The sequence below is a fragment of the Pseudomonas arsenicoxydans genome, assembly GCF_900103875.1.
Lineage (GTDB): Bacteria > Pseudomonadota > Gammaproteobacteria > Pseudomonadales > Pseudomonadaceae > Aquipseudomonas > Aquipseudomonas arsenicoxydans.
Window position 1 is genome coordinate 3,976,358 of record NZ_LT629705.1, and the last position, 26,937, is coordinate 4,003,294.

The following is a 26,937-nucleotide window of genomic DNA, read 5'->3' on the forward strand; positions in this document are numbered from 1 at the left end:
CGTATGGTTGAGAGGGGTGTCGCCAGGATCTGCCGCTACGGAATGGCTCTATCTACGTCAGACAAAAGCGTTGATTCACCTTTGCTCAAGCCTCGTGTTCCAGGCAACCGCACACAGGGCCAATCCCGCCACATTCAAGGTGACGGGATTGAAAGCCTCCCTGAGCATGGCTGGATTGAAAATTGCGACATCCAGCAGCAGGCCGGCCAGCGCCGTTGCCGCAACGATCAGCGGCAAGGCACAGCGTCGTGCCAGTAATAACCACAGAGCCAGGCCAATCTCCGCAGCGCCCGCAGCGTAGGCAAACATCTCCACCTGCGGGATGCCGTGCGCCTGGATCATGGTCCGCTCGCCTTGACTCAGCCACAGCAGCTTGGGCACCAAGCCGTGGTAGGCAAACATGAAAACCAGGCTGCCTCGGGCGATCCAGTGGAGGCGTTTGAGGGCGCTCATCTTGGCGCTTTCAAGAAACGGTTTTCATGGTCGGGATTGGGTAGAAGGCATGTGTCGTATTTTCCAAAGAGCCAATACCGATTCAATGCAATACGGTCGTAGGCCCAGTCGCGTAACCAACGCGGGCAGCCGCGCAAAAGCATCACTGCACGCCAACGGCCGGGCAGCAGGGCGGCGACTTCGAAGAAGGCATCGGAACGTGTCCAGTAATGCCGGTCGCGGATCACCGCCATGGTATCGAATTGATCCAGGGGTAAATCCGCCCAAGCCAGCAACGCCTGACCTTCGGGTGACTGCACTGAGGCCAGCCGCACACGTCGCTGAAGGTCGTGGCGGATCAGGAACTTTGCCCACCCATTGCACAACTTGCATACGCCGTCGAACAGGACAACGGTCTCACCCTGTTTGAGTAACGGAGCGGGTGAGGGGCGGGTTTGACGCGTTGGCATAGGGAGGGTCCGTTGGGAGCTGATTGATCAATTTTCACAGCGATAGGGGCCAAGCGTTTCAACCATACATTCCTTGCAGGAATACGGCGCATAAAATTAATGAATTTTTATTATTTGAACGCGTGGCGTAGCTTGATTTCAGGACATGGAGAACCGCCTTGAAAACATCCTCTCGCAACGCTGCTGAAAAATTTGATACCTCCCGGGCCAACGAGTACGGCCGGCAGAGCCGTATTGCACTCGCCGGATACGACGCCTGCCAGGACTTGGCGGCCTGCATGCTGGCGGCAAGCCTTGGCCCTGCAGACTCGGCGAACATACTGGTGGTGGGCGCTGGTGGTACGGCGCAGGAAATTATCGCCATGGCCAGGCTTGAGCCGGGTTGGCGCTTCACCGCGGTTGATCCATCCGAGCCGATGCTGGAGGCCGCGAAGCAGCAGCTGGACGCCAACAACTTGCTTGAACGAACGGCCCTGCATCTAGGGCATGTTGAAGACTTGGCCGCAGACGAATCATACGACGCAGCCACCCTGATCGGCGTGCTGCATCATTTGGAAGGGGAGGACGCCAAGCGACAAATTCTACGATCCATTCGGGCTCATCTGAAGCCGGGTGCGCCACTGATTGTCGCCGGCAATCAGTACGCTTATGCAAGCCAGCCGTTACTGCTGGCCGCTTGGGGTCAGCGTTGGCGGCAGCATGGCGCCAGCCCGGACGAGGTGAAGGCCAAGCTCGGGAAAATTCTTCAAGGCGCCGATCCTCCGCACTCCGAAGCGGCGGTTCAAAAGCTGTTACATGACGCCGGATTTGGCGACGCTACCCGTTTCTTCAGCAGCCTTTTCTGGGGGGCATGGTTGACGTGCAAAGTGGCTTGAGCAACGCAGGCGGCTGATGTCTGGCTATCGACCCAGTAGCGGAGCCAGCAGTGCGCACATGCCGCGCCAGTGCGAGCCCTCCCAGTAAATCCGTTGGCAAGCGTCGCAGCGCAGGAAGTGCGAATAGAGGGCGCCAACGCGCGGTGGCACTTGCGCTCGGGCCAGTTCCGGGCTGATCTCGTGCAGCGGCAGGTTGCAATGAAGGCACAGGCTGAATGGTCGCGCGCTTCGCGCCAGGTCGAGGCGCTCGTAGATTTCGCGCAGTTGCAGGGACGGTTTCAGTGCATGCACATAGCAGCCGTGGCTGATGATGCGCCGCTTGAGCAGATCGCGATCGCGGGTCAGCACGATGCGTCCTTGCCGGGCAGCGATCTCGGCGATCTGGCCATCCTCGAAGCCGTTGTCGTAGAGAGTGTCGAAGCCGCTCATGCGCAGCAGGCTGGCCAGTCCGCCCAGGTGTGCATCAGCAACGAAGCGCAGCACCCGTAGCGGTTGCGCGCGGACCTTTAGCAACGGGCTGATATCCAGCGCTTCGAACTTGGGGTACACCGCCAGCCGGTCACCGTCGAAGATCAACCGTTCGAAGCCCACCGACTCGCCGTTGAGCAACACCAGTTCGACCTCCGTGTGCGGTATCCCGAGCGCCTCGATCATGTGCTTGACCGTCGCCCCTCGCGCGCACTCGCAGGTGAATGACTGCCGCCGCCGTTCGGCCGGCAGGAAATCGTTGAGCTCCTCGTAGAAGCGGAAGGTTGCACGAGTCATGCGCAACAGTATGGCAGGGCTGCTCAATAGCCGCCCCGCCTGCTGTCACTATTGGCTGGAGCGAATGGCTCCACCATCGATCAGCAAGTTCTGCCCGGTCAGGTAGCTTGCATGACGGCTGCAAACGAAGGCGCACAGCGCTCCGAATTCCTCGGGTGTGCCGAAGCGTTTGGCAGGGATTTCGCTGCGGCATTCGTCGAGGAATGCCTCACTGTCTTGCCCCATCTCCTGGGCCGCGGCGACCAGGTTGTCACGCAGTCGATCAGTGTCGAAGGAGCCCGGTTGCAGGTTGTTGATCGTCACGTTACGACTGGCAATGTTTTCTTGTCGGGCCAGCCCCGCGATAAATCCCGTCAGACCACTGCGCGCGCCATTGGACAGGCCCAGGCTTTCGATAGGGGACTTCACGGCACTCGAGGTGATGTTGATGATTCGGCCAAATCCGCGAGCCGCCATACCGTCCACGGTTGCCTTGATCAACTCGATCGGAGTGAGCATGTTGGCATCCAGCGCCTTGAGCCAGGCGTCGCGGTTCCATTCGCGAAAATCCCCGGGAGGAGGGCCGCCAGCGTTGTTGATCAAGATATCGAAATGCTCATGGGCGTTGAGCGCTGCCGCCCGACCCTCAGGCGTCGAAATGTCTCCGGCGACGGCGATGACCGTCACCTCAGGATTGATCGCTCTGAGCTGACGGGCTGTTTCATTCAGCGTCTGTTCGCCTCGTGCCGTGAGCACCACGTTCACGCCTTCTTGAACGAGTGCTTGTGCGCAAGCTTTGCCCAGACCTTTGCTGGCCGCGCACACCAGCGCCCAGCGTCCTGCGATTCCAAGATTCATGCGTGTTTTCCTGAAAGAACGAAGCTCATAAAAGGAGTTGCCTGCTCATGCATGATCCGCTGTGACCGGCGTGTTTGGCGCTCGCACACCAATACCCATAAAGCGTCGCACGCGTTCTCCTTCGGCATCGCAGCGTATGGTTTCGGGTGCGGCATCGAGTTGAATATTGCCGTTTTCCATGAAAATCACCCGATCGGAAATCGACATCGCAAAGTCCATTTCGTGGGTCACGATCACCATGGTCATGCCTTCTTTGGCCAGGTCGCGGATCACGTTGAGCACGTCGTTGACCAGTTCCGGGTCGAGGGCCGAGGTCGGCTCGTCGAACAGCATGATCTGCGGCTCCATGGCCAGGGCGCGGGCGATTGCCACGCGCTGTTGCTGTCCGCCGGAAAGCTGGTGCGGGTACTTGTGGGCATGGGCCAGCAGGCCGACCTTGTCCAGAAGCGCATAAGCGCGATGTTCACTGAGCTCGCCCGGCTGGCCGTGGTAACGCGGTGCCAGCGTAACGTTGTCGAGAATGGTGCGGTGCGGGAACAGGTTGAAGTTCTGGAACACCATACCGATGTGTCGCACACCTTTGCGCAGGCGGGAGCTGTTGGGTTTGTCCGACGCTTCGATGAATTTTTCGCCAAACAACAGAATGTCGCCCGTATCGATACTTTCCAGGCCGTTGACCGTGCGGATCAGCGACGTTTTGCCAGAGCCGGATGGCCCGATGATCGAGACCACTTCGCCGTATTGGACATTCAGGTCAATACCCAACAGCACTTTGTGCGTTCCATAGCTCTTCTGGATGTTCTTGAGTTGCAGGATGGGCGTCGCATTGTTGCCGGTGGCTTTGCGCGCGATGTCGGGCAATGCTTCGGCACAGGCCTTGAGCTTGGCGATGGCGGCCCCGTCGAGTGTGTGCGGCTTGCGGAAGTTCAGGTCCAGGTAGCGCTCCAGACGCTGCAGGAAGAAGCCAAACACAGTGACGATCAATACGTAGTACACGCCTACCGCCGCCAGGGTTTCCATGACCAGGAAGTTAGTGGCATAGAGGCGTTGCCCGACGGTGAGGATTTCGGTCAGGGAGATGACCGAGACCAGCGATGTCAGCTTGACCACCGTGATGTATTCATTGATCAAGGTGGGCAGCGAAATACGAAATGCCTGGGGAATCACGATCAAGCGTTGCATGCCGAGCATGCCGACGCCCAGTGCGCGCCCGGCTTCTTTCTGGCCCTTGGCCACGGAAATCAGACCACCACGATGGATCTCCGCCATGTACGCCGCTTCGGTGACCACCAGGGCCAGCAAGCCGGAGTAGAAGGGGTTGGACAGAATCGGTCCACTGCCGGGAAACAATTGCGGCAAGTTGTAGACGAACACCACCAGCACCAGCAACGGGATGCTGCGAAAGAACCAGATGTAGACCGCTGCGGGAATGCGCAGCAGGGGCGAATGGGACAGCTTGGCCGTGGCCAGGACGAAACCCAGCAGCATGCCGATGAACCAGGCCAGGGCACTGAGTTGGATGACTGTTATGCAGGCATTCCAGAAGTCCGGCAGGGAGAACAGGGAGAGAAAATACGACCAATCGAATTGCATGGGGCACCTCGATCTGCCGCCCCGGTGCCGGGGAGGCAGATGACCAATCTATAAGGGCAGATTCTTAGTTGGCAGTCGGTTCTTCCAAGCCATATTTTTTAAGAATAGCGGCGTATTCACCGCTCTTTTTGCTCTCCTCGAAGGCCTTTTGCACGGCCTTGAAGGTCTCGTCGTTACCTTTCTTGACGAAGATGCCCAGGGTTTGCTGATAAATCGGGTGATCGGTGGTAATCACCACGCGTCCATTGGTTTTTTCCGCGATCATTTTTGCGGCACCGGCGATTTCAACCTGGGCCTGAATGTTCTTGGACAACAGGGCCTGGGTCACTTCGGGCGCCGAAGGATATTCGCTGACGGTGATCGCGCCTTTGTTGTTCGGCACGCAGTAGTCATCGGACAGCTTCCTGAATTCCTTGACCCAGGTAGTGCCCTGTTCCAGGCCCAGTTTCAAGCCGCACAGGTCTTCAGGTTTCTTCGCATTGATCTCGCTGCCCTTGGGCACCATGACCGCAGCACCGGTATTGGCATAGGCGATGGTCTGGGCCTGAGTCTGGCGCTCCGGCGTGATGTACATGCCGGAAATGACCGCGTCGTATTTGCCGGAGTTCAAGCCCAGGATCAGGCTCGGGAACTTGGTGTCGACGAACTCCACCTTGGCGTTCATGTGCTTGGCCAATGCCGTTGCCAGCTCAGGGTCCGAACCCACCACATTCTTGTCCTTGTCATAGGACTCGAAAGGCGGGTAAGTGATTTCCATGCCGACCTTGAACGTGTCTGTCGCAGCCATGCTCACGGAGGCCCCGAGCATACCGGCTGCCAATACAGCCAAGCTCAACAGATTTTTTTTGTTTTTCATTTTTCACTGACTCCGGCGTAGGTAAGGGATGTAGCTGAAAACTTCAATCAGGACGGTTCAGCCTGATTTTTCAAATGTCCGAAACTGGCGGGCTTGCGTGCCTTGCCTGGCAGTTGAACTTCCCCATTGGCCACCCTTTGACGCAGATACTGATAGGTCTGCAGCGCCTGGCCATACATGTGTTCGCCGATCGTGATCTCTTCGTAGTCGTTGCCTGCCTGGGCGAACCCGGGCAGTGGTTTGATCTGGGTGTGATAGTCACAGGCATAAAACAGCGGGAAGGAGTAACGCTCCTCCTTCACGCTGCGTACCCGGTGCGCGGTGGCAACGAATGCGCCTGCGGTCATCACTTCCAGCATGTCGCCGATGTTGACCACAAAGGCATCGGCAATCGGTGGTGCATCGATCCATTGTCCGAGGTTGTTCATCACCTCAAGGCCGGGTTTGTCAGCCAGGAGAATGGTGAAGCACTCGTAATCAGTATGGGCGCCAAGTCCCGGCGCGTCATGGGCCGCACCGTCGAAGGGGTAGTGGATCAGGCGCAGCTTGGACGGCGGTCGGGTGACCAGGCTGTCGAAGTAGTTTTCTTCCAGGCCCAGGGTCAGGGCAAAGCCGCTGAACAGGCGCCGGCCCAAGGCGAAGATCGCTTCGTAGTAGGCCTGCACCGCCGGCTTGAAACCTGGCAGCTGTGGCCAGTCGTTGGGCCCCAGCAACGGGGTGTTGGCCAGCACCAGCGGGTCATTGGCCGGGACTTCGAAGCCGACGTCGAAGGCTTCCTTGTGGTCGGGCTTGCCTTTGGAATAGACCTCTTCGCCTTCGGGCACAAAGCCCTTGTGGGTTTGCGAGGTGCCGATGTAGTGCTGCATCTTGGTGTCCAAGGGCTGGTCGAAATAGTCCTTGGCAGCCTGGCGCAGGTTGGCGATCAGTTGCGGGTCGATACCGTGGTCGGTGATATAGAGGAACCCGACTTCGCTAGCGGCGCGCCCCAATTGTTCGGCCACGGCGAGACGGTGTTCCAGTTCCACGCTGAACAGACCGGCGATGTTGACCACCGGAATGCTATTGAAGTTGGCTTTTTGTGGGTCAGTGCTGGCGCTGTTGTTCTTGTTGTCAGGCATGACGCATCGACTCCCTAAGGATGGCTTGAGTGGTGGAAACGCTCGAAGTGTTTGCGCTCGGTCTGCCCCATCCACACGTTCAATGACCACAGGTCGGCGACCGGGACATTGGTGAAGGGCAAATGGTGCAGATAGCCGTCCGCGCCGAATTCCGGGGTCAGGGTGCTGACCTGGTAACCGCGAGCTTGCTGCGATTGCCAGATGCTTTCCCAATGCTGTTGATGGAATGCCAGCTCTTTTGCGTATTCGGGAGCCGCCGGATGCGGAACCTGCGGGCCCTGGTCGTAGCCGACACGAGCCTGAATATGGTGAACCCGCTCGACGAAAGCGCTCAGGTCATCGGCCGGGTCATTCAACAGGCGCTCGCAGGTCACGACCCAATGGCTGATGTCACTGGTGAACAGCAGATCAGGCAGTTGCCGGATCAACTCCAGGGTCACCCAAGGGTTGAACAGCGAACGCGAGCGGTGCGTTTCGAAACTGCAGACCTGTCCGTGCTTGCGCCCCAGTTCCAGTGCCTGGCCGAAAAATTCCACTTGTTGTGGCAAGGACCAGCGGTCGTTGCCCGCCAGCACGTTGACGAAACGCGGGCCGAGTTCGCCAGCCCAGGCCAGTTTCTGATCCAGGTCATTGAGGTGCACGGCCGGCGTTGCCGACTGGTCCGGCAGCACGTCGTACGCGGTGAAGACGGTGCTGATGTAGCCCAGGCGATTGGCCTGGAGAAAGGCGCCAAACTCGGCCCGTTCACGGGCGTCCAGTGGCAGGCGCGCTTCCATGCCATCAAAGCCCGCTTGCAGCAACTCCTCAAGCGCCTGAGCCTTGCTAGCGGTGTAACCCCACAGCGTGCGGAAAATTTCCAGCTTCATCGGTGATCCTCAAAAATCCAGGGCCTACTGCAAAAGCACTTCGACGGCGCCAAGCCACTTAGCGATCAATGGTCAGCGGGGCAGAGGACTTCAGGTCTGGATCTCTGCGCAAATCTGATCCACTGAGCGATACCGGGCGGGTTCGCTGTGGAGCCGATGTTAGGCACAGGGCGGGTGGCGAAAGAATCTGAAAGTTCAAATGAATACTTCAGACTTTCATCAACAAATAGCTAGCTACTTATCGCGCTTGCCAGGAGGGGTTTTACGGGCGAGTACGTGTTTACGTTGACTATTAGTGCGAGGTGCCACTGTTACGGCATTATTTTGAAAGACGGAAACAGGCTGTGTTTGTCCAGCGTCATGTTGGCGGAATACACCAAGAGGTGGGGCTCCTGGCGGCATCCCCAATAGCATCCCTTCAATGACCCACCGCGCCGACTTGAGCTGTAATCCACTCCAGGCCAAGGGGCTTCTTGACGTCTTTAGAAGTTCGTCATCAGCGATTCTTGAACAAGATGGAAAAATTCAACGCCGCAGCTACACATAGCCACGCCAGGTAAGGAAACAGGATCAAGCCCGTGATCACGTCAAGCTGCAACGCCATCACCACCATTGCCGCGACCACCAGCCAAAGCACTATCAGGATCACCATGCCGGCGAAAATGTGGTGCGCGCCGAAGAACACCGGTGTCCACAGCGTGTTCAGCGCGATCTGCGCGGCCCATAAGGCCAGCACCACCTGGCTTCCAGGTATCAGGGTTAACCGATATCCAGCCCAGGCCAGCAACAGATAGATCACAGTCCAGGCGACCGGAAACATCCAGTTGGGTGGTGTAAAGCTCGGTTTAGCGAGCGATTCGTACCATGGGCCCGGTTTGAACAGGAAGCCGGTGCTTGCCGCCGCAGCGCAGGCCAGAAGTAAAATAAAAAAGGTCATCGCGTGTCCTTGGCTGATGTCAGCTATCTGGGGGTCATAAAGCCGTGTCGGCAGTATTAAGAGATGACGCCTTGGAACGCGAAAAGTTTGGTTTGGAGGAAAGGATCTCTGTGCTCACCGTGAGCAAATTCAATCGATCAGGTGTTGCCGCAAGAGTGGACGCCTGTTTAACCAAACGAAGTCGAGGGGGCAGAATCGTGTGACCAGGAGGAATACGGCGCTAAACCACCAGCGACTTTTGAATTTGATGATCAAATGTATCCAGAAAATCGTGCATGCCGATTTCTCCGAGATCTACAGCTTTAGCGCCGCCGGCCGCAATAAAGGTGACGTCAGTGATACCCAGCACGTTCAGGATCAGTTTCAAATATTGCGTCGCAATGTCACGGTCTCTAATCGGAGAGTCGTTGGTGTACACACCGCCTGAGGCGATCAGCACCGTTGCCTTTTTACCGGTCACCAGCCCTTTACCATCAAAGCCTAAGGTCAGGCCTTTACGTACCACGTGATCCACCCACGCCTTGAGCGCCGCAGGGACGTTGTAGTTGTAGACCGGCGTTGAAATAACCACGTGATCGGTTTCCAGCAACTCGGCCACCAGCTCATCGGATAGCTGCAACGTGGCTTTCATTTCAGGCGAATGTTGGGTCTGCGGGGTGAAGTAAGCCTGTAGCCAGGGGGCCGTCACAAACGTAAGCGCAGTGTCCGTTAGATCCCGTATTTTGACGACGCCCTCAGGGTGTGCAGTTTCCCACGCGGCCACAAATTGGCGAGTGAGCTGCCGGGAGATTGAAGCCTCTCCACGTGGGCTGGTTTCAATGGTGAGAAGCCGGGACATAGAAGTAACTCCTGCGCGTTTGACGCGGCGGTATGTTTTGCGTTGTCGCTCTGGGCGATGTGGGACACACTCTACCCAATGCGATCTCTACGCAGGAGTGATGTAAATATGATTGAGTCCATCTGTTTAAGTGATGGGTCATGATCGGAAATCTCAGCCTGGATCAGTTGCGGATCCTTGTCACCATCGCTGAAACAGGCAGTTTCTCGGCAACGGGACGTCACCTGCGGCGTGCTCAGTCTGCCATTAGCCAGTCGATTGCCACCCTTGAGTCAGTTCAAGGTGTGAGGCTGTTTGATCGCAGCGGCCATCGTCCAACGCTCACTGAGGTGGGAAGAGTGCTGGTGGTTCAAGCGCGCGCAGTGCTGGCAAGCGCTGCCCAGTTTGAAGCAATGGCCGCAAGTACCGCAGCAGGGGTTGAACCCGAATTGGCTATCGCCATAGACCCTTTAGTCCCTAGCGCACCGCTCATCGAAAGCCTGCGCGCTCTGCGTGAGGCTTTTCCGCATCTGGCCGTGAGTTTTTCTACAGAAGGTTTGGGCGGTGCAGAGCGCCGATTGCGCAACGGCGATGCCGCGCTGGCGCTTTGCACATTGATTCCGACAGTGCCCGACGATGTCATCGCATTGCCGCTGCTCAGTGTCGACTTGAGGCCAGTAGTCGCCAGTGGGCATCCGCTGGCCATGTTAGACCGTCCGGCAACAAGTGCAGACCTCAAGCCTTTTGTGCAACTGGTACTTTCCGATCCGGTTGCTCCCGAAGGCCCCAGCTATGGGGTGATGACAGGCAGCCACCAGTGGCGGTTCGTAGATCTGGCACGGCGGCTGGATTTTTTGCTCGCCGGGTTCGGTTGGTGCCGAATGCCGGAGCATCTGATCGCGGATCATCTGGCTTCAGGACGCCTCGTGCCGCTTGAGTTAACCGCTGAGCTTCAGCGCACACCAGACACACTGACGATTTACGCCGCGCATATGCAAGATCGCGCTTTAGGCAAAGCGGGACGATGGCTACTGGATGATCTGACACGTCGTTTGTGCATGTGATGAGTTCCATAACGCACGGCGTTGATTCCCGAAGCTCGGGTGGCCGCCATGCCACTCTTGGTTGTCATGGGACTGCATCGCCCCAACGCTTCCGGCCACTTACTATCGATGGCAACGTTACGACCGTTACAATGACTGGCACCTCTCACCACAATCTCGGTCGAGGATGACCTCATCCGTAGCGGATCAGCGTCGTCCGGTCCGGGTGCTCACATCCACCCACACGGCCAACACCAGAATGCTGCCTTTGACGATCATCTGCCAATAACTGTCGACGTCGAGCATCGACATGCCGTTATCCAGGCTCGTGATGACCAGCGCGCCGAGGAGGGCGCCGTAGACAGTCCCGGAACCGCCGCGCATTGAGGTGCCGCCGATGAAACAGGCGGCGATGGCGTCGAGTTCTCCCATGCTGCCGGCAGAGGGCGAACCGGCAGCCAGGCGCGCGGTGTTGACCACGCCGGCGAGGGCGCACATGACGCCCATGATCCCGAAAATCCACAACTTCACGGCCTGCACATTGATACCGGACAGGCGCGTGGCTTCCATGTTGCTGCCGACGGAATAAACGCGTCGACCGAAGACGGTCTGACTGGTCACGTAGCTGAACCCGCCCAGCAGAATAAGCAGAAGCAGGACTGGCACGGGAATACCGTCGTAGCTGTTAAGGGTCTGGACGAAGCCGGCCAACACCGCGCCGATCAACAGCACGCGCAACACGTCACGTACCAGCGAATGTGCCGCCAGGCCGTGAAGGGCGCGATTGCGCCGTTGTTTCCAGGTCAGGAACAATGTCAGAGCAAACAGCAAAACGCCCAGGCCCGTGCCGATCGTGTGTGGCAAATAACCCTGGCCGATGTAGACAAGCTGTGGCGACACCGGGGCGATGGTCGTGCCGCCGGTAATCCCCAGCAAAATGCCCCGGAAAGCCAGCATGCCCCCCAGCCCCACGATGAAAGAAGGGATGCGCAGGTAGGCGGCCATGTAGCCGTTGGCGAGGCCAATCAGCAGTCCGCACAAGGCGACCAGGCTCAGGTTCGCCAGCAGCGGTATGTGGTAGATCACGTCGAGAATAGCCGCGACGCCACCGAGCAAGCCCAGCAATGAACCGACTGACAAATCGATCTCGCCGCTGATGATGACTAGCACCATACCGCAGGCGAGAATCCCGGTAATGGACATCTGCCGCAGCAGATTGGAGAGGTTACGCGGTGTCAGGAATCCACCCTCGGTCTGCCAACTGAAGAACAACCAGATAAACGCTACGGCAAACACCAGCGCGAGCATCTTGTAGCGGGTGAAGAGTTGTTTGACCTGATTCATTTACGCTGATTTCCGATCATTATTATTGTGACGATCAGGCTGGCTGAGTGCGGCGGCGAGCACCTGTTCCTGAGTGAGTTGATGGTTGATGAAGTCGCCACGCAACTGGCCTTCACCGATCACCAGAACGCGGTCGGAAACGCCGAGCACTTCGGCCAGTTCCGAAGACACCATGATGATCGACACGCCTTCGGCCGCCAGCGCCCCCATCAACTTGTAGATCTCGTATTTGGCGCCGACATCCACACCTCGGGTGGGCTCATCGAGAATCAAGACTCGGGGTTTGGTCAGCAGCATCTTCGCCAATACTGCTTTTTGTTGATTGCCGCCAGAGAGGCTGGTGATCGGCAGGAACGGGCTCGCGGTCTTGAGGTGCAGGCGCGAAATTTCTCGATCGATGCTGCCCAGTTCGGCTTCGGCATCGATGCGGGTCAGTTTCGAGTAACTGTCCAGCACCGCCAGGGTGATGTTCTGGCCGACTCCCAGGTCTGGAATGATGCCCTGGCGCTTGCGGTCCTCGGGCACCAGGCACAGGCCGGCACGGATTGACTTGAGCGGCGTGCGAGTGTCGATGAGTTGGCCGTCGAGCCAGACTTCGCCTTCGTGGCGACCGGGGTAGGCGCCGAACAGCGCTGTCACCAGTTCGGTGCGGCCTGCACCGACCAGCCCGGCGATGCCGAGGATTTCCCCGCGTTTGAGCACGAATGAAATATCGTCGACCCGTTTGCGTTTGGGGCTGTCGACGTCGTAGCAGGTGATGTGGCGGGCCTCGAAAATCACTTCGCCAATCTCGTGTGGCTCGGTGGGGTAGAGGTTGCTCATTTCCCGTCCGACCATCTGAGTGATGATCTGTGGAATGTCCATGTCCGCCATGGCGGTCGTGGCGATGTGTTTGCCGTCACGGATCACCGAAATGGTGTCGCACACGGCGGCGACTTCATCGAGCTTGTGGGAGATGTAGACACAGGCAACACCTTTGGCCTTAAGGTCGCGGATGATGTCCAGCAACACCTCGATTTCCGAACGGGTCAGGGCCGATGAAGGTTCGTCGAGGATCAGCAGGCGTGCTTGCTTGTTCAGTGCCTTGGCGATTTCCACCAGTTGCTGATAGCCGCCGCCGTACTGCGAAACCGGCAGCGATACATTCATGTCCGGTACTTTCAGCTCACGCATCAGCGCTTCGGCACGGTGGATCATCGCCGGGTAATTCATGCGTCCACCGGGCAACGTCAGTTCATGGCCCATGAAAATGTTTTCGGCCACCGACAGGTCGGGAACCAGCGTCAGTTCCTGGTGAATGATGACGATACCGGCGGCTTCCGTTTCGCTGATCGATTGCGCCTTGAGTGGTTGGCCGTCCCAGAGGATTTCGCCGTCCCAGGTGCCATGGGGGTACACCGCGGAAAGGATCTTCATCAGCGTGGACTTGCCGGCGCCATTCTCGCCGCACAGCCCGACGCACTCACCCGACCTGACTTTGATGTCGATGCCATTGAGCGCTTTGACACCGCCGAAGGTTTTGACGATACCGTTCATTTGCAGCAGATAGTCGGACATTTTTAAGACTCACAAGCGGCAGGTATGAGGCTTCTACTGCGGGAGCGAGGGGGCGCCCCTATCGCTCCTGCAGAGGGCCGTTGAGACGTTACGCGCCGCTGATCACTGTCCGGCGATCTGCGCTTTGGTATAGAACCCGTCCTGTTCCAGCAGGTCGATGTTGTCCTTGGTCAATGGAGTCGGAGTGAGCAGGATGGTGTCGACTTTTTTGCTGCCGTTGTCGTACTGCGAGCTGTAGGCGGGTTTCTCGTTACGCGCCAGTTGCACCGAGAGCTTGGCGGCTTCGGAGGCGATGAGTTTCAGCGGCTTGTACACGGTCATGGTTTGAGTGCCAGCGATCACTCGCTTGACCGCTGCGAGGTCCGCGTCCTGCCCCGAAATCGGCACCTTGCCGGCCAGTTGCTGAGCAGCCAGTGCCTGGATGGCACCGCCTGCCGTGGCATCGTTGGAGGCGACGATGCCGTCGATTTTGTTGGCGTTGCGGGTCAAGGCGTTTTCAACAATGCTCAGTGCTTCTGTAGGGTTCCATTCCTTCACCCACTGTTGACCGACGATCTTGATATCCCCCTTGTCGATGGCCGGTTGCAGCACTTTCATCTGACCTTCACGCAGGACTTTTGCATTGTTGTCGGTGGGCGCACCGCCGAGCAGAAAGTAATTGCCCTTGGGTGCTGCGTGCAGCACACCGCTGGCCTGCATCTCGCCGACTTTTTCGTTATCGAAGGAAATATAGGCGTCGATATCGGCGTTGAGGATCAGACGATCATAGGACACGACCTTGATTCCGGCTTTCTTCGCTTCTGCCACTGCGTTGGTCAGTACTGTAGCGTTGAACGGCACGATGACGATCACATCGACGCCACGGGAAATGAGGTTTTCGATTTGCGAAATCTGCTTTTGCTCATTGGCATCGGCCGACTGTACGAAGACCTTGGCGTCCATTTTTTCCGCTGCCGCAACGAAGTAATCGCGGTCACGTGACCAGCGCTCCAGCCGCAGATCATCAATGGAGAAACCGATTTTCGGGTGGGCAGCATCGGCCATCACCGGCAGTGACAGCAGAGTCAGGGCTCCGGCCAATAGCGCGCGTTTTACTTTCTTCATGGTGGTGCGTCCTTTTATTGTTGTTTGAAAGACACTGCCTGACGATGAGTATCGGGCTGGTAGAACTCTAGAGAATCGGCAGACGCTGCGGACACAGATTTGTCGTGCGAATGTCACAGCGTTATTGCGTCTGCGGACGTCGTTGGCGATCAGCGATAGATAAACCGGTTGACGACGTTTTCGAGCATCTCCTGCCGGCCGCTGACGGCTTGTGGATTTAGTTCGTTGGCGAATGCGTGTTCGGCCAGTGACTGGAGGTTGAACTCACCCGCCAGCACTGCCTGCCCAAACGGCTGCTGCCAGCCGGCGTAGCGTTGATCCTTGAATTGCTGAAGCTGATCGTTCTGCACCATGGCGGCTGCCCGTTCCAGGGACAGGGCGAGGACGTCCATTGCACCAACGTGGCCATGGAACAGATCCATCTCATTGAGGCTCTGGCGGCGAACCTTGGAGTCGAAGTTGAATCCGCCATTCTTGAACCCGCCGGCCTTGAGAATTTCATAGGTGGCCAAGGTCATTTCTTCGACGCTGTTGGGGAACTGATCGGTATCCCAGCCGTTTTGCGGATCACCGCGATTGGCGTCGATGCTGCCGAAAATCCCCAGCGAGACGGCCGTTGCGATCTCGTGATGAAAGCTATGACCGGCCAGGGTCGCGTGGTTGGCCTCGATGTTCACCTTGATCTCCTTTTCCAGGCCGAACTGCTGGAGAAAGCCAAAAACGGTGGCGCTGTCGTAATCGTATTGGTGCTTGGTCGGTTCCTGCGGTTTGGGTTCGATCAGCAGGTCGCCTTTGAAACCGATCTTGTGCTTGTGCTCGACTACCATGCGCATGAAGCGGCCCAGTTGTTCGCGCTCATGTTTCAAGTCGGTGTTGAGGAGGGTTTCGTAACCTTCGCGACCGCCCCACAACACGTAGTTGGACCCTTTCAGGCGTTGGGTCGCGTTCATGGCGCTGAACACCTGTGCGGCGGCGTAGGCGAACACTTCGGGGTCTGGATTGCTGGCGGCGCCTGCGGCAAAGCGCGGATTACTGAAGCAGTTGGCGGTGCCCCACAGCAGCTTGATCCCGCTTTCTTCCTGATGTCGCTCCAGGTGATCAATCATTTGCGCGAAGTGGTTGCGGTACTCCTTCAGCGAATTGCCTTCCGGGGCGACGTCCGTGTCGTGGAGGCAGTAATAGTCGATACCCAACTTGGAGAAGAACTCGAACGCGGCTGCCGCCTTGCCAATGGCCAGCTCCATCGGGTCGCCGGCGCGTTGCCACGGGCGCTTGAAAGTACCTGCACCGAACACATCAGAACCCGGCCAGACGAAGGTGTGCCAATAACAGGCGGCCATGCGCAGGTGTTCGCGCATGGGTTTGCCGAGGATGATTTTGTCGGCGTCGTAGTGGCGGAAGGCGAGGGGGGAATCGCTGGCAGGACCTTCATAGCGAATGTGGTCGACATCGGGGAAGTACAGCATTGGCAATGTCCTTTTTGTTTTTGGCGGTGTCTGGATACTAACAACGGCTCCATGCCTGCTGATTATGAAAATCACCAACACAGGGTGCGATTTTGCGTATTGAGATTTGTCGTCCGCGCGCCTAGTCTGCGTAAATCGCCTCCGTGACAAGGGGCTTCGGAACAAGCATAAAAACAATGAAAACAGTACCGCCTGTTCATCGCATCGCACTGTTGTTCAACGGGAGCAAGATCTATGACCGCGGCATCATCAGCGGCATCGGCAACTACCTGAGCAGCACCCGCGCGTCCTGGGACCTGTTCCTGGAAGAGGATTTTCTCTGTCGGTTAAAAGGGATCGAGCGCTGGCAAGGCGATGGGATCATTGCCGATTTCGACGACCCACTGATTGGCGAGGCGCTGGCCGACATCAAGTTGCCCGTGGTGGCGGTGGGGGGGTCTTATCAGGATGAGGGGGCCTATCCCAAAGGGATTCCGTATGTCGCTACCGATAATAACGCGCTGATCACGCTGGCTTACGAGCACTTGATTGAAGCGGGGTTGCAACGTTTTGCCTGCTTTAGCCTGCCTGAAGCGCAGGCTAATCGTTGGGCTCAGGAACGTGAAAAATCCTTTCGACGACTGATGCAACGTGACGGCTTGCATGCCGAGGTCTATCGCGGCATGGGCACCAGCGCACCGCTTTGGGATAGTGCTGTCGAACAACTGATTGCCTGGCTGCAAAAACTGCCCAAACCCATTGGCATCATCGCCGTCAGTGACGCCCGCGCCCGGCAGTTGCTGCAAGCCTGCCTGACTGCCGGAATTGCCGTGCCGGAGCAGGTGGCGTTGATTGGCATCGACAACGACCCCCTGACACGCAGCCTGACCCGAGTCCCGTTAAGCTCCGTCATTCAGGGCACCGAAACCATGGGCCGCACCGCCGCCCAACTGCTCCACCAGATGCTGCACGGCATGCCGTCCACTGGCACGCACATTCTGATCCCTCCTGATGCGATCAACGTGCAGGTGTCGAGTTTGCACCAACCGTTGGGCAACCCCTACGTCATGCAAGCACTGCTGTTTATCCGCCAATATGCCTGCCAGGGTATCAAGACGGCGCAGGTGGCGGCTTATGTCGGCATTTCGCGCTCATCGCTGGAGTCGCACTTTCGCACCGTGCGAGGCTGCAGCGTGCACGACGAGATTCTGCGTTTCAAACTGGCGGCCGCCACCAGCGGGCTGGAGAATGCCGATTCAGCAATCGCGGACGTTGCCCGCGTTTGCGGCTTCAAATCCGCACAATATCTACACACAGTGTTCCGTCGAGAGTTTGGATGTACGCCCCGTGAATATCAGCAGGGCGTCCGGTAGAGACGCGGATTGCTAATGCAATCAGCGGCGCGCCGTCCCACGTTTATTCGGGTAACCCGGCCAACCGCAGTCCATCGGCGAAACGCATGAAATCCTCGGGCCTTTGGATGGGCAGCCAGTCTTTCAGGTTGGAGAGGCGCAACGAGGGATCCAGCTCGCGTAGACGCTGCATTGCCAACTGCGCTTTATCCATCCGTCCGCTGAGGGCGTGACTGGCCGCCACCAGGGCCACCGGAGCGAGGAAACTGGGCAGGTTGCCCAGCGCTTTTTCCGCCCATTGCGTCGTGGAATCGAAACGCCCGGCGAAGAAATGCGCGAGCGCCATACCGACCTGCATCCTGAACATTTCCGGATCCAGCGGACTCAAGCGAACGGCATGGGTCAGATGCTCGATGGCGGCGTCCGTTTCACCGCGCAGTGCACGCAGGATCCCGCCCAGGAACCAGGCGGGGGCGAGGTTGGGATTGAGCAGGCGTGCCCTGTCGAGCAAGGCAATGCCGCCGTCAACCTCGCCGGCGAGGTGGCTCAATGCATGTCCGCCTCGCGTCAACGCGACCGCATCATCCCGGCCAAACGTCACCGCCAGACGCGCAAGCCGTACGCCTTCAGCGATCTCTAGTGTCCGATCGGTCATCCAGCCATTGAGCTTGCGCCAAAAGTAGCACCAGGCTGCCATGCCATAGGCCGATGCAAATTCCGGATCGAGCTCGATGGCCTTGTAGAACAACGGCAGCGCCTCGTCGAGGGATTCCCGGGGGCCGTTGTGCAGCTTTGCCATTGCGCGCAGATAGTAGTCGTAGGCGTCCAGGCTCTCCGTCGGTTTGCGTTTGGCGCGTTCGATTTCTGCCCGTTCGAGTTGCGGCGCAATGGCACCGACGACGCTTTGGGTGATTTGATCCTGCAGCTCGAAGATATCGTTGAGCGCGCCTTCGAAGCGCTCCGCCCAGATATGCGTCCCGCTCGTCGCGTCGATGAGCTGCCCGGTGATGCGTACCTTGTTCCCGCACTTGCGCACGCTGCCTTCCAGCACGTAGCGAACGCCCAGCTCCTGGCTGACACCCTTGGCGTCCACCGTTCGGCCCTTGTAAGTGAAGCTCGAATTGCGCGAGATGACGAACAGCCAGCGGATACGCGACAGGGCAGCGATGATGTCTTCCACGATGCCGTCAGCGAAATACTCCTGCTCCGGATCGCCGCTCAAATTCTGGAAGGGCAAGACGGTAATCGAGGGTTTGTCCGGAAGGACGAGCGAGGAGGGCATCTCATGCGGGTCGGTGGACGCGCGTTCGTCGATGTCAGGCCGGTCAGGCTGTTGCGTTTCGCCGATCTCGTCGACCTTGATCTGGCCGACGAAGCGGTAGCCCTTGCGGGCGACGGTGCGCACCAGGCGCTGTTCCTCGCCGGTATCGCCGATGGCCTTGCGCACCGCATTAATGTGGCTGGTGATCGTCGATTCCGAGACGATCCGGCCGTTCCACACTGCCTTGAGCAGGTCGTCTTTGCTGATGACGCGATCGGGGTTGTTGACGAACAGCAGCAATAGATCGAACACCTGCGGCCCGACGGCCACGACTTGCCCGCGCAAGGTGAGTTCCCGGCGCTTGTCATCGAGCACGTAGTCTTCAAACACGAAAGGCAAAGTGAGGTTCCCCTGACGACGCGCCCTCAACTCCGTGTCCCAGGCGGCTGGCGATTGGTATTTGAAATTAATGATACGGCAGCGCTAATCACGCCGCACCGTCCGCAGCAGTGACGAGGTCGTTCAGCGGCCTCTTTGGACGTAAAACCAAGCTTTCGTGGAGGGAAACCCACAGCAGGCACAAGGACTTCGTTCATGCGCGCAGGCAATCTTCATCTACCGACGCAATGGTTGCAGTCGACACGTGGAGAAAGCCCATGAAGATCGTCGTTATTGGAGGCTCCGGCCTCATTGGATCGAAACTTGTGAAGAACCTCCGCGAGCGCGGCCATGACGTGCTCGCTGCCAGCCCCAGCACGGGCGTAAACAGCATCACCCGCGAGGGCTTGGCCCAGGCGATGGATGGTGCTGACATCGTCGTCGACGTGGCGAACGCGCCGTCGTGGGAGGATCAGGCTGTCCTCGAGTTTTTCGAAACGTCGAGCCGTAACCTGCTGGCCGCCGAAGCCGCCGCCGGGGTTCGCCATCACGTTGCCCTGTCGATTGTCGGGAGCGAACGGCTTCCCGAGAACGGCTATTTCCGGGCCAAGGTCGCGCAGGAAAACCTGATCAAGGCCTCCGGCGTTCCTTACTCCATCTTGCGTGCCACGCAGTTCTTCGAATTTGTCGGCGGTATTGCCGATTCGTTTGCCGTCGGCGACGAGCTGTGCGTTTCGCCGGCGCTGATCCAGCCGTTGGCGTCCGACGACGTGGTGGCGGCGCTCACCGACGTCGTGCTGGCAGCACCGCTCAATGGCACGGTCGAAGTCGCGGGGCCCGAGGCCCTGCCTATCGACGAGCTGATCAGGCGCTTTCTGCGGGCTACTCAGGATACTCGCCAGGTCGTACCGGACGTACACGCGCGCTACTACGGCGCCGTGCTTGACGATCAATCGCTGACACCCGGCAAGAACCCGCGCCTGGGCGCGATCCGTTTCGAAGACTGGCTCAGCCAGTCAATGGCCGAAGCAGGCCGCTGAGTCTGCCAGGAACAACTCAGGAAGGCGCCGCCCCGGTCATGGGGCGCGCCGTCATAACACCTATCCACGAAGGAGTATTGCCATGGTTACCCGACTTCTCTTGGCCGCTGCTTTCGCAGCACTGTCGATCAGCGCAGCGTCGGCCGCCGAGCCGCCCCCCGGCAAGGTGACAGTCGTGTTTGACCGTCCCATTCCCAACATCCCTGGCAAGAGCATGAAGGGGGTGGTCGTCGAATATGGGCCGGGTGCCGCGTCGCCGTCCCACACCCATCCGAAAACGGCCTTCATCTACGCAACGGTCCTGGAGGGCGCGTTTCGCATCAAGGTCAAAGGCCAGCCGGAAAAGATCTACCACGTCGGCGAAAACTTCGTAGAGGAACCGGGTTCCGTGCACGAAGTCAGCGCCAATGCCAGCGACACCGAGCCTGCACGCCTGTTGGCCGTGTTCGTCCTCGACACCGGCGAAAAAACGCTCGTCACACCTATCAAAAAGTGAGCCGATCTACGCGCTCATAATTGCTCGACAGCCGGGCGGCAGGCCACTGCCTCCCTGGTACTGCTGTCGAGCAGGGCATTGAACAGGAATGAAGAAATGATCTCGCTCCAGGACAAGGCCGCCGTTGCCTCCGGTGCAAGCGCCGAGACCTCCGCCGTCGTGGCTCGGCAAAACAAGCGCAAAATAATCGGCCTAGTGCTGTGCGTTGGCGCCGTGCTGGTCTTGGCTATCTGGGGGGCCATGGCTGTTTCGAGCGGCTCAACCTCGACCGATAACGCCTATGTTCGTGGAGACGTGACCTCACTCGCCGCCAAGGTGGCCGGCTACGTCACTGCGGTAGAGGTCAAGGACAACCAAACCGTCCAGGCGGGTGACGTCCTGTTCCGTATCGATGACCGCGACTATCGCGCCAGGCTTGCGCAAGCGGCGGCTAATGTCAGCGCGGCCCAGGCTCGCCTGGCCCATGTCGATGCGCAGACCCAGCTTCAGCGTGCATTGATACGGCAGGCCGAAGCCCAAAGGCGTTCGGCCACCGCCGACATGAATCTGGCGACCAAGACCCAGGATCGCAGCCGCAAACTGATCGTCAGCAACGCGGTGAGCCAAGCCTTGGTCGATGAAACCGACACTGCGCGGTCCAGGGCCGAGGCATCGGTATCGGCCGCTTCGGCAACGGTTGAGGCGCAACAGCAACACATCGCCGTCTATGCGGCCGAGAGAGAGGCTGCCGTGGCTGCCGTGTCGCAAGCACAGGCTGCACGCGATCTCGCCCAGATCGATCTCGACCACACTGTGGTTCGTGCGCCTGTGGGGGGCGTCGTCGGAAATCGCCAGGTTCGTATCGGCCGGTTCGTGACCCCGGGCGTCTCCTTGCTCGATATCGTCCCGGTCAATGATGTGTGGGTCGTGGCGAACTTCAAGGAAACCCAGCTCGAACATATCCGCACCGGTCAGCACGTGCGCATCACGGTCGATGGCTACCCTGACGTGGTACTTCAAGGCGCGGTCGACAGCTTCGCACCGGGGAGTGGGGCGGCGTTCAGTTTGCTGCCGCCCGACAACGCGACCGGAAACTTTGTCCGTGTCGTGCAGCGGGTTCCGGTCAAGATCCGTCTGGCCGACAATCCACTGCCGGGGCGCATCGTGCCTGGCTTGTCCGCGCGGGTGGAGGTGAGGCAAGGGAAAGGCTCATGAACAACTTTACGAGCGTCACGCCGAGCAAGGCCAGGATTGGCGCCTTGCTGATTGTGGCGATCATGCTGGCCACGCTGACGGAAGCGATCGCCGGCACCGTTCTATCGATCGGTCGCGGCGATATCATCGGCGACACCTATGCGACACCTGATGAGTTCGCCTGGCTGGATGTCGGCTACACCGCGTTCAAACTGATCGGGTTCATCATGGGCCCATGGCTGATGCAGCGTTTTTCTGCGCGGAACCTGATCATCGGTTCAACCCTGGCCATGGGCCTGGCATGCTGCATCGCCGCCATTACCGCTCGGCTGGACCTGCTGATCGCGCTTCGCATCATTCAAGGCTTCGCCGGCGGCACCCTGCTGGTAGCGGGTCAGGCGATGGTTTTTCGTGCCTGGTCGCGTACCCTTCAGCCGATTCTCCAAGCCCTGTTTGCCATGGGCTCCGTGGTGGCGCCGGCGACTATCGCCCCGGCCCTTCAAGGGTGGTTGATCGACAGCCAGTCCTGGACCTGGATTTTCTTCAGCGTGGTGCCGCTGGCCCTGACAGCGACCGGCCTTTTGCTCATCGCAGACCACCCGATACCTGCCAAGGTCCGACAGCGCCGCTTTGACTGGCTCGGCTTTTCGCTGATCTCGGTCAGCCTGTTCTGTTTCACCTACGTTTTCAGTCAGGGCAGCCGATGGGACTGGTTCGAGGAACCTCGCATCCTGATGCTGACGATGCTCGGCGCCGCCGCTTTGCTGGCCTTTCTCGGCCAGCAAGTCTTAGCCAAAGGTCAGGGGTTGCTCGATTTCACGGTGTTCAAATCGAGCGATTTTACCTTCGCCTTTATCGTCAGTTTTGTCGCCGGTGCCGCCTTGTTCGGCAGCGCGTTTCTGATTCCGGCGTTCGCCCTGTCGGTGCTTGCGTTCACCCCGACCGATGCCGGCTTGCTGCTGTTGCCCAGTGGCGGTTTTTTTGTCGGCTCGCTGCTCATCGCTGCCTTTCTCATCAAAGTCCGCCGCGTTCCACCGGTTGCGACAGTGCCTGTTGGCATTCTGCTGATCATGGGTGCGATGTGGATGCTGTCCGCTTCCACCAGCGAAAGCGGCACCGACGACATGATGGCGGCGATCCTGTTGCGCGGCCTGGGCCTTGGCTTCCTGTTTCTGTCGATCACACTGATTGCCTTCAGCGACCTCAACAGTCGCAACCTTGCCAGCGGCATCGGCCTGTTCAATACGGGGCGTCAATTGGGAGGCTTAATGGGGGTCGCCGGGCTGCAGACCCTGATCGACCATCACATCGTCATCAATGTCGCGGCCCTCGGCGCTAACGTGACCCCCGGGAGAAATGCGCTCATTGAGCATCTGACGATCACCACGCAGATACTGGTGGGGAAGGGCATGGACCAAGTAGCCGCTGGCAGGGCAGCGACCAGCCTGCTGGGCAAGGCTGTTTCGGGTCAGGCCACGGTGATTGCGTTCGATACCGCGTTCTACGCGGTGGCCCTGTTGTTTGTCTTCGCGGCCCCCTTGCTGGTCGGCATCAAGCAGGGGCTCTCTCGACATGCGAAAGCGCGCGCTGCGCAAACTGGCGCATGAGACAGGTAACACGAGCCGTCGGGCTTTGGATGAAGGTGTTCATCGCGTCAGGGGGTAGTGCCTCGGGGGCTCCGGACTTCAAGAATTTGAATCGGTCAAAGTTGTTCATCCGCCGCACTTATACTGATTTTAGCTTCCTGGGCGAAGCGAAACAGACCCACACCGAGGAAGTAGGTAGCGATGATAAAAAGAAGGCCGGCACCATAGGCGTACTTGAAGCCCATGAACTCAGTCAAAAAGATGATAGCGAGCAGCAGGGTGGCGCAAAGTCCGCCGCGCAAAGAAGAAAGGATACCAGCGTTCAATAAGTTAGCCCGCCGTCTCAATCTCTCAAGATCAGCCCTGAGGTGCGCACGCATCTGGTCGTCTTCGGGGATCGCATTGAGTGCCCGTGTACGGTCGATGACGGCTGATAACCTTGAAGTCATTAACGATACGAACGCAGCAATTGCACCGAGGAAAAACGTCGGGGCTGTTGCTTGCGAAAAGATCTGCGACAACCGCACAGCGTCAGGAATGAATTCGTTCAATTTAGGGACCCCCTAATAGTAATAGGCCGAGGATTTGCAATTCTCCGTTTGACATAGTTCGCGGTCAAAAGGCATGGCGCACCCTGTTATCGGTTGGGGCTCAGTACAGTCTTGGGGGCTGAGTTTTTGCTGACAACTGGGCACCAACATCGGGCCAAGTCTGCAAGTTGGTCGGGCTGCCCTGTCGTAGAGCGTAGAGCAGCTCAGGAGACTTTCCACGGTGAACAAGCGTTTTATTCTGTGACACTGAGGAAAATAAACATGATCGACGGTCAGGTGATATGAAACTCCCGGGCTGGCGCAGCGCCTGTATCCCATAAATGCGCCACGTCTGTATCTATCGACACCATCGCCAGATTGATACGGTCTGCATTTATCGTATTTCGATGAGGCAACAATGGAGCTCACTGCAATCCCGTTCGGTACCACCGATTGGTCAACGATAGAGCCGGTGGCGCATGCCGGTCAGACAGGCACAGCCTATTGGCGTACCTGCCAGTTTGGTTCAGCGCGTGTGCGGATGGTCGAGTACAGCCCTGGCTATCTGGCCGATCACTGGTGTTGGCGGGGACACATCCTGTTGTGCCTGGAGGGTCAGTTGCATACGGAGCTGGAAGATGGTCGTCAGTTCACACTGACGCCTGGCATGAGCTATCAGGTGGGTAATGATGCGGAGGGACATCGATCATTCACCACCCACGGGGCGAAGTTGTTCATTGTGGATTAGCCGTGGGGGCGGTCCTGCATACCGCGCCCACGCTCATGCCTGATCCATCGCCTCAGCCAACCCCTCATCCTCACCGAGAAAGCCACCGCTTTGATGCTGCCAGAGCCGCGCGTAGGTGCCGTTTCTTCCCAGCAATTCAGCGTGGGTGCCTTGTTCGATGATGCGTCCTTCATCCATGACAATGAGTCGATCCATGGCCGCAATCGTCGACAACCGATGGGCGATGGCGATGACGGTCTTGCCCTCCATCATTTCATAGAGGTTTTCCTGAATGGCGACTTCGACTTCCGAGTCCAGGGCGCTAGTCGCCTCGTCGAGTAACAGGATCGGGGCGTTCTTGAGCATCACCCGGGCAATGGCTATGCGTTGGCGCTGGCCGCCCGAGAGCTTGATACCGCGCTCACCCACCAAGGTGTCATAGCCGTTATGGCCTTGCCGGTCGCTCAGTTGGCTTATGAAACCGTCGGCTTGCGCATTGGCTGCCGCGCTGCGGATCTGCGCCTCGGTTGCGTCCGGGCGGCCGTAGGCGATGTTGTCGCGAATCGAACGGTGCAGCAGGGACGTGTCCTGAGTGACCATGCCGATAGCGCTGCGCAGACTGTCTTGTGTCACCTGGGCGATGTTTTGCCCGTCGATGCGAATCTCACCGCTGTCGATGTCATAGAAACGCAGCAGCAGATTAATCAGCGTCGATTTACCCGCACCGGAACGGCCCACCAGGCCGATCTTTTCGCCTGCGCGGATGTTTAGGTTCAAGCCATCGAGCACGTGGCGTTCACCGTTGTAGCTGAAGCTCACATTGTCAAACGTCACCGCACCGCCAGAGGGCACCAGCACACCGGCGTTCGGCGCATCCTGCACCTTGGGGCCACGGGTCAGGGTGGCCATGCCATCCTGCACGGTGCCGATGTTTTCGAACAGTGAAGTCATTTGCCACATGATCCAGTGCGACATGCCATTGATGCGCAACGCCATGGCAGTAATCGCCGCCACGGCCCCCGTGCCGACTTCACCTTGGTGCCACAGCCACAACGCATAGCCACCGGCGCCGAGGATCAGCCCGACCACCAGCGCCTGATTGACGATCTCAAACTGGCTGACCAGGCGCATCTGGCGGAAACCGGTGTCCTTGAAATCCTCCATCGCCGCGCGCGCGAAGTGCGCTTCACGTTTGGAGTGCGAGAACAGCTTCACGGTGGTGATGTTGGTATAGGCGTCGGAAATGCGCCCCGTCATCGAAGATCGCGCATTGGCCTGTTCCTGGCCGACGTGCCCCAAGCGTGGCACAAAATACAACATGGCCAGACCGAACAACGTGACCCACGCAATAAAAGGCAGCATGAGTTTCAGGGCGAAGCCGCCGGCCAGTGCGATGATCGCAATGAAATAAACGCCGATGCCGGGTGCGATTTCGATGAGCGTGAACAGCACTTCGCGCACGGCCAATGCCGTCTGCATCACCTTGGTCGTTACCCGGCCGGAGAACTCATCGGAGAAGAATGAAAGGCTTTGCCGCAGCATTAAACGGTGGAAGTCCCAGCGCAGCCGCAGCGGCAGATTAATCGCCAATACCTGGTGCTGAACCATGGTGCGAAGCGCCACCAGCCCAACGCTGGTGAGCAACACTATCCCGATACCCCACAGCACTCGACTTTCTTGCCCGTTTGCATCACTACCGGCTTGCCATGTCGAGAGCAGATCCACGACCTGCCCAAGAAAGGAAAACAACCAGGCTTCGTAAATCGACACACTGGCACTCAGCAGAGCAAGCGCAAGAATATAGCCCCGTGCTCCTCGCGTGCAGGCCCACAGAAACCGCATCAGGCCGACAGGCGGTGGTGGTGCTTCGTCGGGAGGAAATGGGTCGAGCCTTTGTTCAAACACGCGAAGCATTGTGGCCTCCGAAAAAATCAATGTGAGGGGATTCTGCCACTTAATGAGTGCTTTGAGGGTTGGCAGGTTAAGGGTATGACGCCGTGGAGGGTTGTAGATTCCCGGGCAGATACTGCCTCAGCCACCGTTAGAACGAATACCTCCTGGGGATGAAGGTGCCAGCATCCACCACGCTGGTTGCGACTTTCACCCGGGCTCGGCAGCCTTCCACTTACTTTTCGTTCGGGTTCAGGCTGTGCTGCATAAGTCAGGGACGGGTTAGATTTTCTTGAACTGACGATTCCCAAAGGAGTGCCGAATCAATAGCAGGCCCATGGCTCGTTAACATCAATCATCCATTAAAAAAAGCGCCCCTTAGCCCCAGATAACATGATTTTTCACCCGCTCAAGCCTTCCATATAGTCATCGCAAGCCCAATCGG

The 26,937-nt window shown here is 58.6% G+C and carries 25 protein-coding genes; 8 read left to right on the forward strand and 17 right to left on the reverse strand.

Annotated features, from left to right (window positions below; genetic code table 11):
• Nucleotides 1–75: 75 nt before the first annotated feature.
• Nucleotides 76–453: a DoxX-like family protein gene (locus BLQ41_RS18710; protein ID WP_090183150.1), complete on the reverse strand. Its 378-nt coding sequence runs from the start codon at nt 451–453 to the stop codon at nt 76–78.
• Nucleotides 450–902: a thiol-disulfide oxidoreductase DCC family protein gene (locus BLQ41_RS18715; protein ID WP_090183152.1), complete on the reverse strand. Its 453-nt coding sequence runs from the start codon at nt 900–902 to the stop codon at nt 450–452. Before BLQ41_RS18715 ends, BLQ41_RS18710 begins: the two co-directional genes overlap by 4 nt.
• Nucleotides 903–1,060: 158 nt before the next feature.
• Between BLQ41_RS18715 and BLQ41_RS18720 the strand changes: the two genes are divergently transcribed.
• Nucleotides 1,061–1,777 (forward strand): class I SAM-dependent methyltransferase, encoded by a 717-nt coding sequence (locus tag BLQ41_RS18720; RefSeq protein ID WP_090183153.1) that lies wholly within the window; start codon nt 1,061–1,063, stop codon nt 1,775–1,777.
• Between the two features lie 24 nt (nt 1,778–1,801).
• Here the strand turns inward: BLQ41_RS18720 and BLQ41_RS18725 are convergent, their stop codons facing one another.
• The 8 genes from BLQ41_RS18725 to BLQ41_RS18760 form a co-directional block, all read right to left on the reverse strand.
• Nucleotides 1,802–2,542 (reverse strand): Mut7-C RNAse domain-containing protein, encoded by a 741-nt coding sequence (locus BLQ41_RS18725; protein ID WP_090183155.1) that lies wholly within the window; start codon nt 2,540–2,542, stop codon nt 1,802–1,804.
• A gap of 48 nt (nt 2,543–2,590) precedes the next feature.
• A complete protein-coding gene (locus tag BLQ41_RS18730) occupies nt 2,591–3,379 on the reverse strand; it encodes an SDR family oxidoreductase (protein ID WP_090183156.1) in 789 nt (262 codons plus the stop codon).
• Nucleotides 3,380–3,424: 45 nt separating this feature from the next.
• The gene (locus tag BLQ41_RS18735; RefSeq protein ID WP_090183158.1) at nt 3,425–4,972 is read right to left on the reverse strand and encodes an amino acid ABC transporter permease/ATP-binding protein; all 1,548 of its coding nucleotides are present in this window, start codon (nt 4,970–4,972) and stop codon (nt 3,425–3,427) included.
• Nucleotides 4,973–5,036: 64 nt separating this feature from the next.
• Entirely contained in the window at nt 5,037–5,828 is a 792-nt protein-coding gene (locus tag BLQ41_RS18740) for an ABC transporter substrate-binding protein (RefSeq protein WP_090183160.1), read from the reverse strand.
• A 47-nt stretch (nt 5,829–5,875) separates the two neighbouring features.
• Nucleotides 5,876–6,946, reverse strand: a complete 1,071-nt coding sequence (locus tag BLQ41_RS18745) for an isopenicillin N synthase family dioxygenase (RefSeq protein WP_090183161.1) — start codon at nt 6,944–6,946, stop codon at nt 5,876–5,878.
• 14 nt (nt 6,947–6,960) lie between these two features.
• Entirely contained in the window at nt 6,961–7,812 is an 852-nt protein-coding gene (locus BLQ41_RS18750; RefSeq protein ID WP_090183163.1) for a sugar phosphate isomerase/epimerase family protein, read from the reverse strand.
• Nucleotides 7,813–8,308: 496 nt separating this feature from the next.
• On the reverse strand, nt 8,309–8,749 hold the full coding sequence (tspO, locus tag BLQ41_RS18755; protein ID WP_090183164.1) for a tryptophan-rich sensory protein TspO: 441 nt from the start codon (nt 8,747–8,749) through the stop codon (nt 8,309–8,311).
• 220 nt (nt 8,750–8,969) lie between these two features.
• Complete coding sequence (locus BLQ41_RS18760) at nt 8,970–9,587, reverse strand: FMN-dependent NADH-azoreductase (RefSeq protein WP_090183166.1); 618 nt, start codon at nt 9,585–9,587, stop codon at nt 8,970–8,972.
• Between the two features lie 140 nt (nt 9,588–9,727).
• On the opposite strand from BLQ41_RS18760, the gene BLQ41_RS18765 reads away from it, so the two are divergent.
• Nucleotides 9,728–10,630, forward strand: a complete 903-nt coding sequence (locus tag BLQ41_RS18765; protein WP_090183167.1) for a LysR family transcriptional regulator — start codon at nt 9,728–9,730, stop codon at nt 10,628–10,630.
• Nucleotides 10,631–10,816: 186 nt separating this feature from the next.
• On the opposite strand, the gene BLQ41_RS18770 is transcribed toward BLQ41_RS18765, so the two are convergent.
• From BLQ41_RS18770 to xylA, 4 genes are all read right to left on the reverse strand, one after another.
• Nucleotides 10,817–11,953 (reverse strand): sugar ABC transporter permease, encoded by a 1,137-nt coding sequence (locus BLQ41_RS18770; RefSeq protein WP_090183169.1) that lies wholly within the window; start codon nt 11,951–11,953, stop codon nt 10,817–10,819.
• Nucleotides 11,954–13,510 carry a D-xylose ABC transporter ATP-binding protein gene (gene xylG, locus BLQ41_RS18775; RefSeq protein WP_090183171.1) on the reverse strand — a complete coding sequence of 519 codons (1,557 nt, stop codon included), beginning with the start codon at nt 13,508–13,510 and terminating at the stop codon, nt 11,954–11,956.
• Between the two features lie 102 nt (nt 13,511–13,612).
• On the reverse strand, nt 13,613–14,614 hold the full coding sequence (gene xylF, locus BLQ41_RS18780; protein ID WP_090183173.1) for a D-xylose ABC transporter substrate-binding protein: 1,002 nt from the start codon (nt 14,612–14,614) through the stop codon (nt 13,613–13,615).
• A gap of 149 nt (nt 14,615–14,763) precedes the next feature.
• On the reverse strand, nt 14,764–16,080 hold the full coding sequence (gene xylA / locus BLQ41_RS18785; RefSeq protein WP_090183175.1) for a xylose isomerase: 1,317 nt from the start codon (nt 16,078–16,080) through the stop codon (nt 14,764–14,766).
• Between the two features lie 176 nt (nt 16,081–16,256).
• On the opposite strand from xylA, the gene BLQ41_RS18790 reads away from it, so the two are divergent.
• Complete coding sequence (locus tag BLQ41_RS18790) at nt 16,257–17,432, forward strand: XylR family transcriptional regulator (protein WP_090183176.1); 1,176 nt, start codon at nt 16,257–16,259, stop codon at nt 17,430–17,432.
• Between the two features lie 43 nt (nt 17,433–17,475).
• On the opposite strand, the gene BLQ41_RS18795 is transcribed toward BLQ41_RS18790, so the two are convergent.
• Nucleotides 17,476–19,071 carry a winged helix-turn-helix domain-containing tetratricopeptide repeat protein gene (locus tag BLQ41_RS18795; protein ID WP_090183178.1) on the reverse strand — a complete coding sequence of 532 codons (1,596 nt, stop codon included), beginning with the start codon at nt 19,069–19,071 and terminating at the stop codon, nt 17,476–17,478.
• Between the two features lie 257 nt (nt 19,072–19,328).
• Here BLQ41_RS18795 and BLQ41_RS18800 point away from each other — a divergent pair, with 257 nt between their 5' ends.
• From BLQ41_RS18800 to BLQ41_RS18815, 4 genes are all read left to right on the forward strand, one after another.
• On the forward strand, nt 19,329–20,090 hold the full coding sequence (locus tag BLQ41_RS18800) for an SDR family oxidoreductase (RefSeq protein WP_090183180.1): 762 nt from the start codon (nt 19,329–19,331) through the stop codon (nt 20,088–20,090).
• 82 nt (nt 20,091–20,172) lie between these two features.
• Nucleotides 20,173–20,586, forward strand: coding sequence for a cupin domain-containing protein (locus tag BLQ41_RS18805; protein ID WP_090183182.1), 414 nt, complete (start codon nt 20,173–20,175; stop codon nt 20,584–20,586).
• A 96-nt stretch (nt 20,587–20,682) separates the two neighbouring features.
• Nucleotides 20,683–21,780 (forward strand): HlyD family secretion protein, encoded by a 1,098-nt coding sequence (locus tag BLQ41_RS18810; protein WP_090183183.1) that lies wholly within the window; start codon nt 20,683–20,685, stop codon nt 21,778–21,780.
• The gene (locus BLQ41_RS18815) at nt 21,777–23,366 is read left to right on the forward strand and encodes a DHA2 family efflux MFS transporter permease subunit (protein WP_090183185.1); all 1,590 of its coding nucleotides are present in this window, start codon (nt 21,777–21,779) and stop codon (nt 23,364–23,366) included. The genes BLQ41_RS18810 and BLQ41_RS18815 overlap by 4 nt, the downstream gene beginning before the upstream one ends.
• Before the next feature lie 95 nt (nt 23,367–23,461).
• On the opposite strand, the gene BLQ41_RS18820 is transcribed toward BLQ41_RS18815, so the two are convergent.
• On the reverse strand, nt 23,462–23,896 hold the full coding sequence (locus tag BLQ41_RS18820; protein ID WP_090183186.1) for a DUF2721 domain-containing protein: 435 nt from the start codon (nt 23,894–23,896) through the stop codon (nt 23,462–23,464).
• 397 nt (nt 23,897–24,293) lie between these two features.
• On the opposite strand from BLQ41_RS18820, the gene BLQ41_RS18825 reads away from it, so the two are divergent.
• Nucleotides 24,294–24,623: a DHCW motif cupin fold protein gene (locus BLQ41_RS18825; protein WP_090183188.1), complete on the forward strand. Its 330-nt coding sequence runs from the start codon at nt 24,294–24,296 to the stop codon at nt 24,621–24,623.
• A gap of 33 nt (nt 24,624–24,656) precedes the next feature.
• Here BLQ41_RS18825 and BLQ41_RS18830 read toward each other — a convergent pair whose 3' ends face one another.
• Nucleotides 24,657–26,516: an ABC transporter ATP-binding protein gene (locus tag BLQ41_RS18830; RefSeq protein ID WP_090183189.1), complete on the reverse strand. Its 1,860-nt coding sequence runs from the start codon at nt 26,514–26,516 to the stop codon at nt 24,657–24,659.
• Between the last annotated feature and the right edge of the window lie 421 nt (nt 26,517–26,937).

Bases quoted from the DNA above. Each gene is read 5' to 3' on its own strand.
- BLQ41_RS18805 (WP_090183182.1), top strand. From the start codon at position 20,173: ATGGTTACCCGACTTCTCTTGGCCGCTGCTTTCGCAGCACTGTCGATC.
- BLQ41_RS18725 (WP_090183155.1), bottom strand. From the start codon at position 2,542: ATGACTCGTGCAACCTTCCGCTTCTACGAGGAGCTCAACGATTTCCTG.
- xylF (WP_090183173.1), bottom strand. From the start codon at position 14,614: ATGAAGAAAGTAAAACGCGCGCTATTGGCCGGAGCCCTGACTCTGCTG.
- BLQ41_RS18815 (WP_090183185.1), top strand. From the start codon at position 21,777: ATGAACAACTTTACGAGCGTCACGCCGAGCAAGGCCAGGATTGGCGCC.
- xylG (WP_090183171.1), bottom strand. From the start codon at position 13,510: ATGTCCGACTATCTGCTGCAAATGAACGGTATCGTCAAAACCTTCGGC.
- BLQ41_RS18770 (WP_090183169.1), bottom strand. From the start codon at position 11,953: ATGAATCAGGTCAAACAACTCTTCACCCGCTACAAGATGCTCGCGCTG.
- xylA (WP_090183175.1), bottom strand. From the start codon at position 16,080: ATGCTGTACTTCCCCGATGTCGACCACATTCGCTATGAAGGTCCTGCC.
- BLQ41_RS18760 (WP_090183166.1), bottom strand. From the start codon at position 9,587: ATGTCCCGGCTTCTCACCATTGAAACCAGCCCACGTGGAGAGGCTTCA.
- BLQ41_RS18750 (WP_090183163.1), bottom strand. From the start codon at position 7,812: ATGAAGCTGGAAATTTTCCGCACGCTGTGGGGTTACACCGCTAGCAAG.
- BLQ41_RS18810 (WP_090183183.1), top strand. From the start codon at position 20,683: ATGATCTCGCTCCAGGACAAGGCCGCCGTTGCCTCCGGTGCAAGCGCC.
- BLQ41_RS18730 (WP_090183156.1), bottom strand. From the start codon at position 3,379: ATGAATCTTGGAATCGCAGGACGCTGGGCGCTGGTGTGCGCGGCCAGC.
- BLQ41_RS18740 (WP_090183160.1), bottom strand. From the start codon at position 5,828: ATGAAAAACAAAAAAAATCTGTTGAGCTTGGCTGTATTGGCAGCCGGT.
- BLQ41_RS18830 (WP_090183189.1), bottom strand. From the start codon at position 26,516: ATGCTTCGCGTGTTTGAACAAAGGCTCGACCCATTTCCTCCCGACGAA.
- tspO (WP_090183164.1), bottom strand. From the start codon at position 8,749: ATGACCTTTTTTATTTTACTTCTGGCCTGCGCTGCGGCGGCAAGCACC.
- BLQ41_RS18745 (WP_090183161.1), bottom strand. From the start codon at position 6,946: ATGCCTGACAACAAGAACAACAGCGCCAGCACTGACCCACAAAAAGCC.
- BLQ41_RS18710 (WP_090183150.1), bottom strand. From the start codon at position 453: ATGAGCGCCCTCAAACGCCTCCACTGGATCGCCCGAGGCAGCCTGGTT.
- BLQ41_RS18715 (WP_090183152.1), bottom strand. From the start codon at position 902: ATGCCAACGCGTCAAACCCGCCCCTCACCCGCTCCGTTACTCAAACAG.
- BLQ41_RS18825 (WP_090183188.1), top strand. From the start codon at position 24,294: ATGGAGCTCACTGCAATCCCGTTCGGTACCACCGATTGGTCAACGATA.
- BLQ41_RS18790 (WP_090183176.1), top strand. From the start codon at position 16,257: ATGAAAACAGTACCGCCTGTTCATCGCATCGCACTGTTGTTCAACGGG.
- BLQ41_RS18765 (WP_090183167.1), top strand. From the start codon at position 9,728: ATGATCGGAAATCTCAGCCTGGATCAGTTGCGGATCCTTGTCACCATC.
- BLQ41_RS18800 (WP_090183180.1), top strand. From the start codon at position 19,329: ATGAAGATCGTCGTTATTGGAGGCTCCGGCCTCATTGGATCGAAACTT.
- BLQ41_RS18735 (WP_090183158.1), bottom strand. From the start codon at position 4,972: ATGCAATTCGATTGGTCGTATTTTCTCTCCCTGTTCTCCCTGCCGGAC.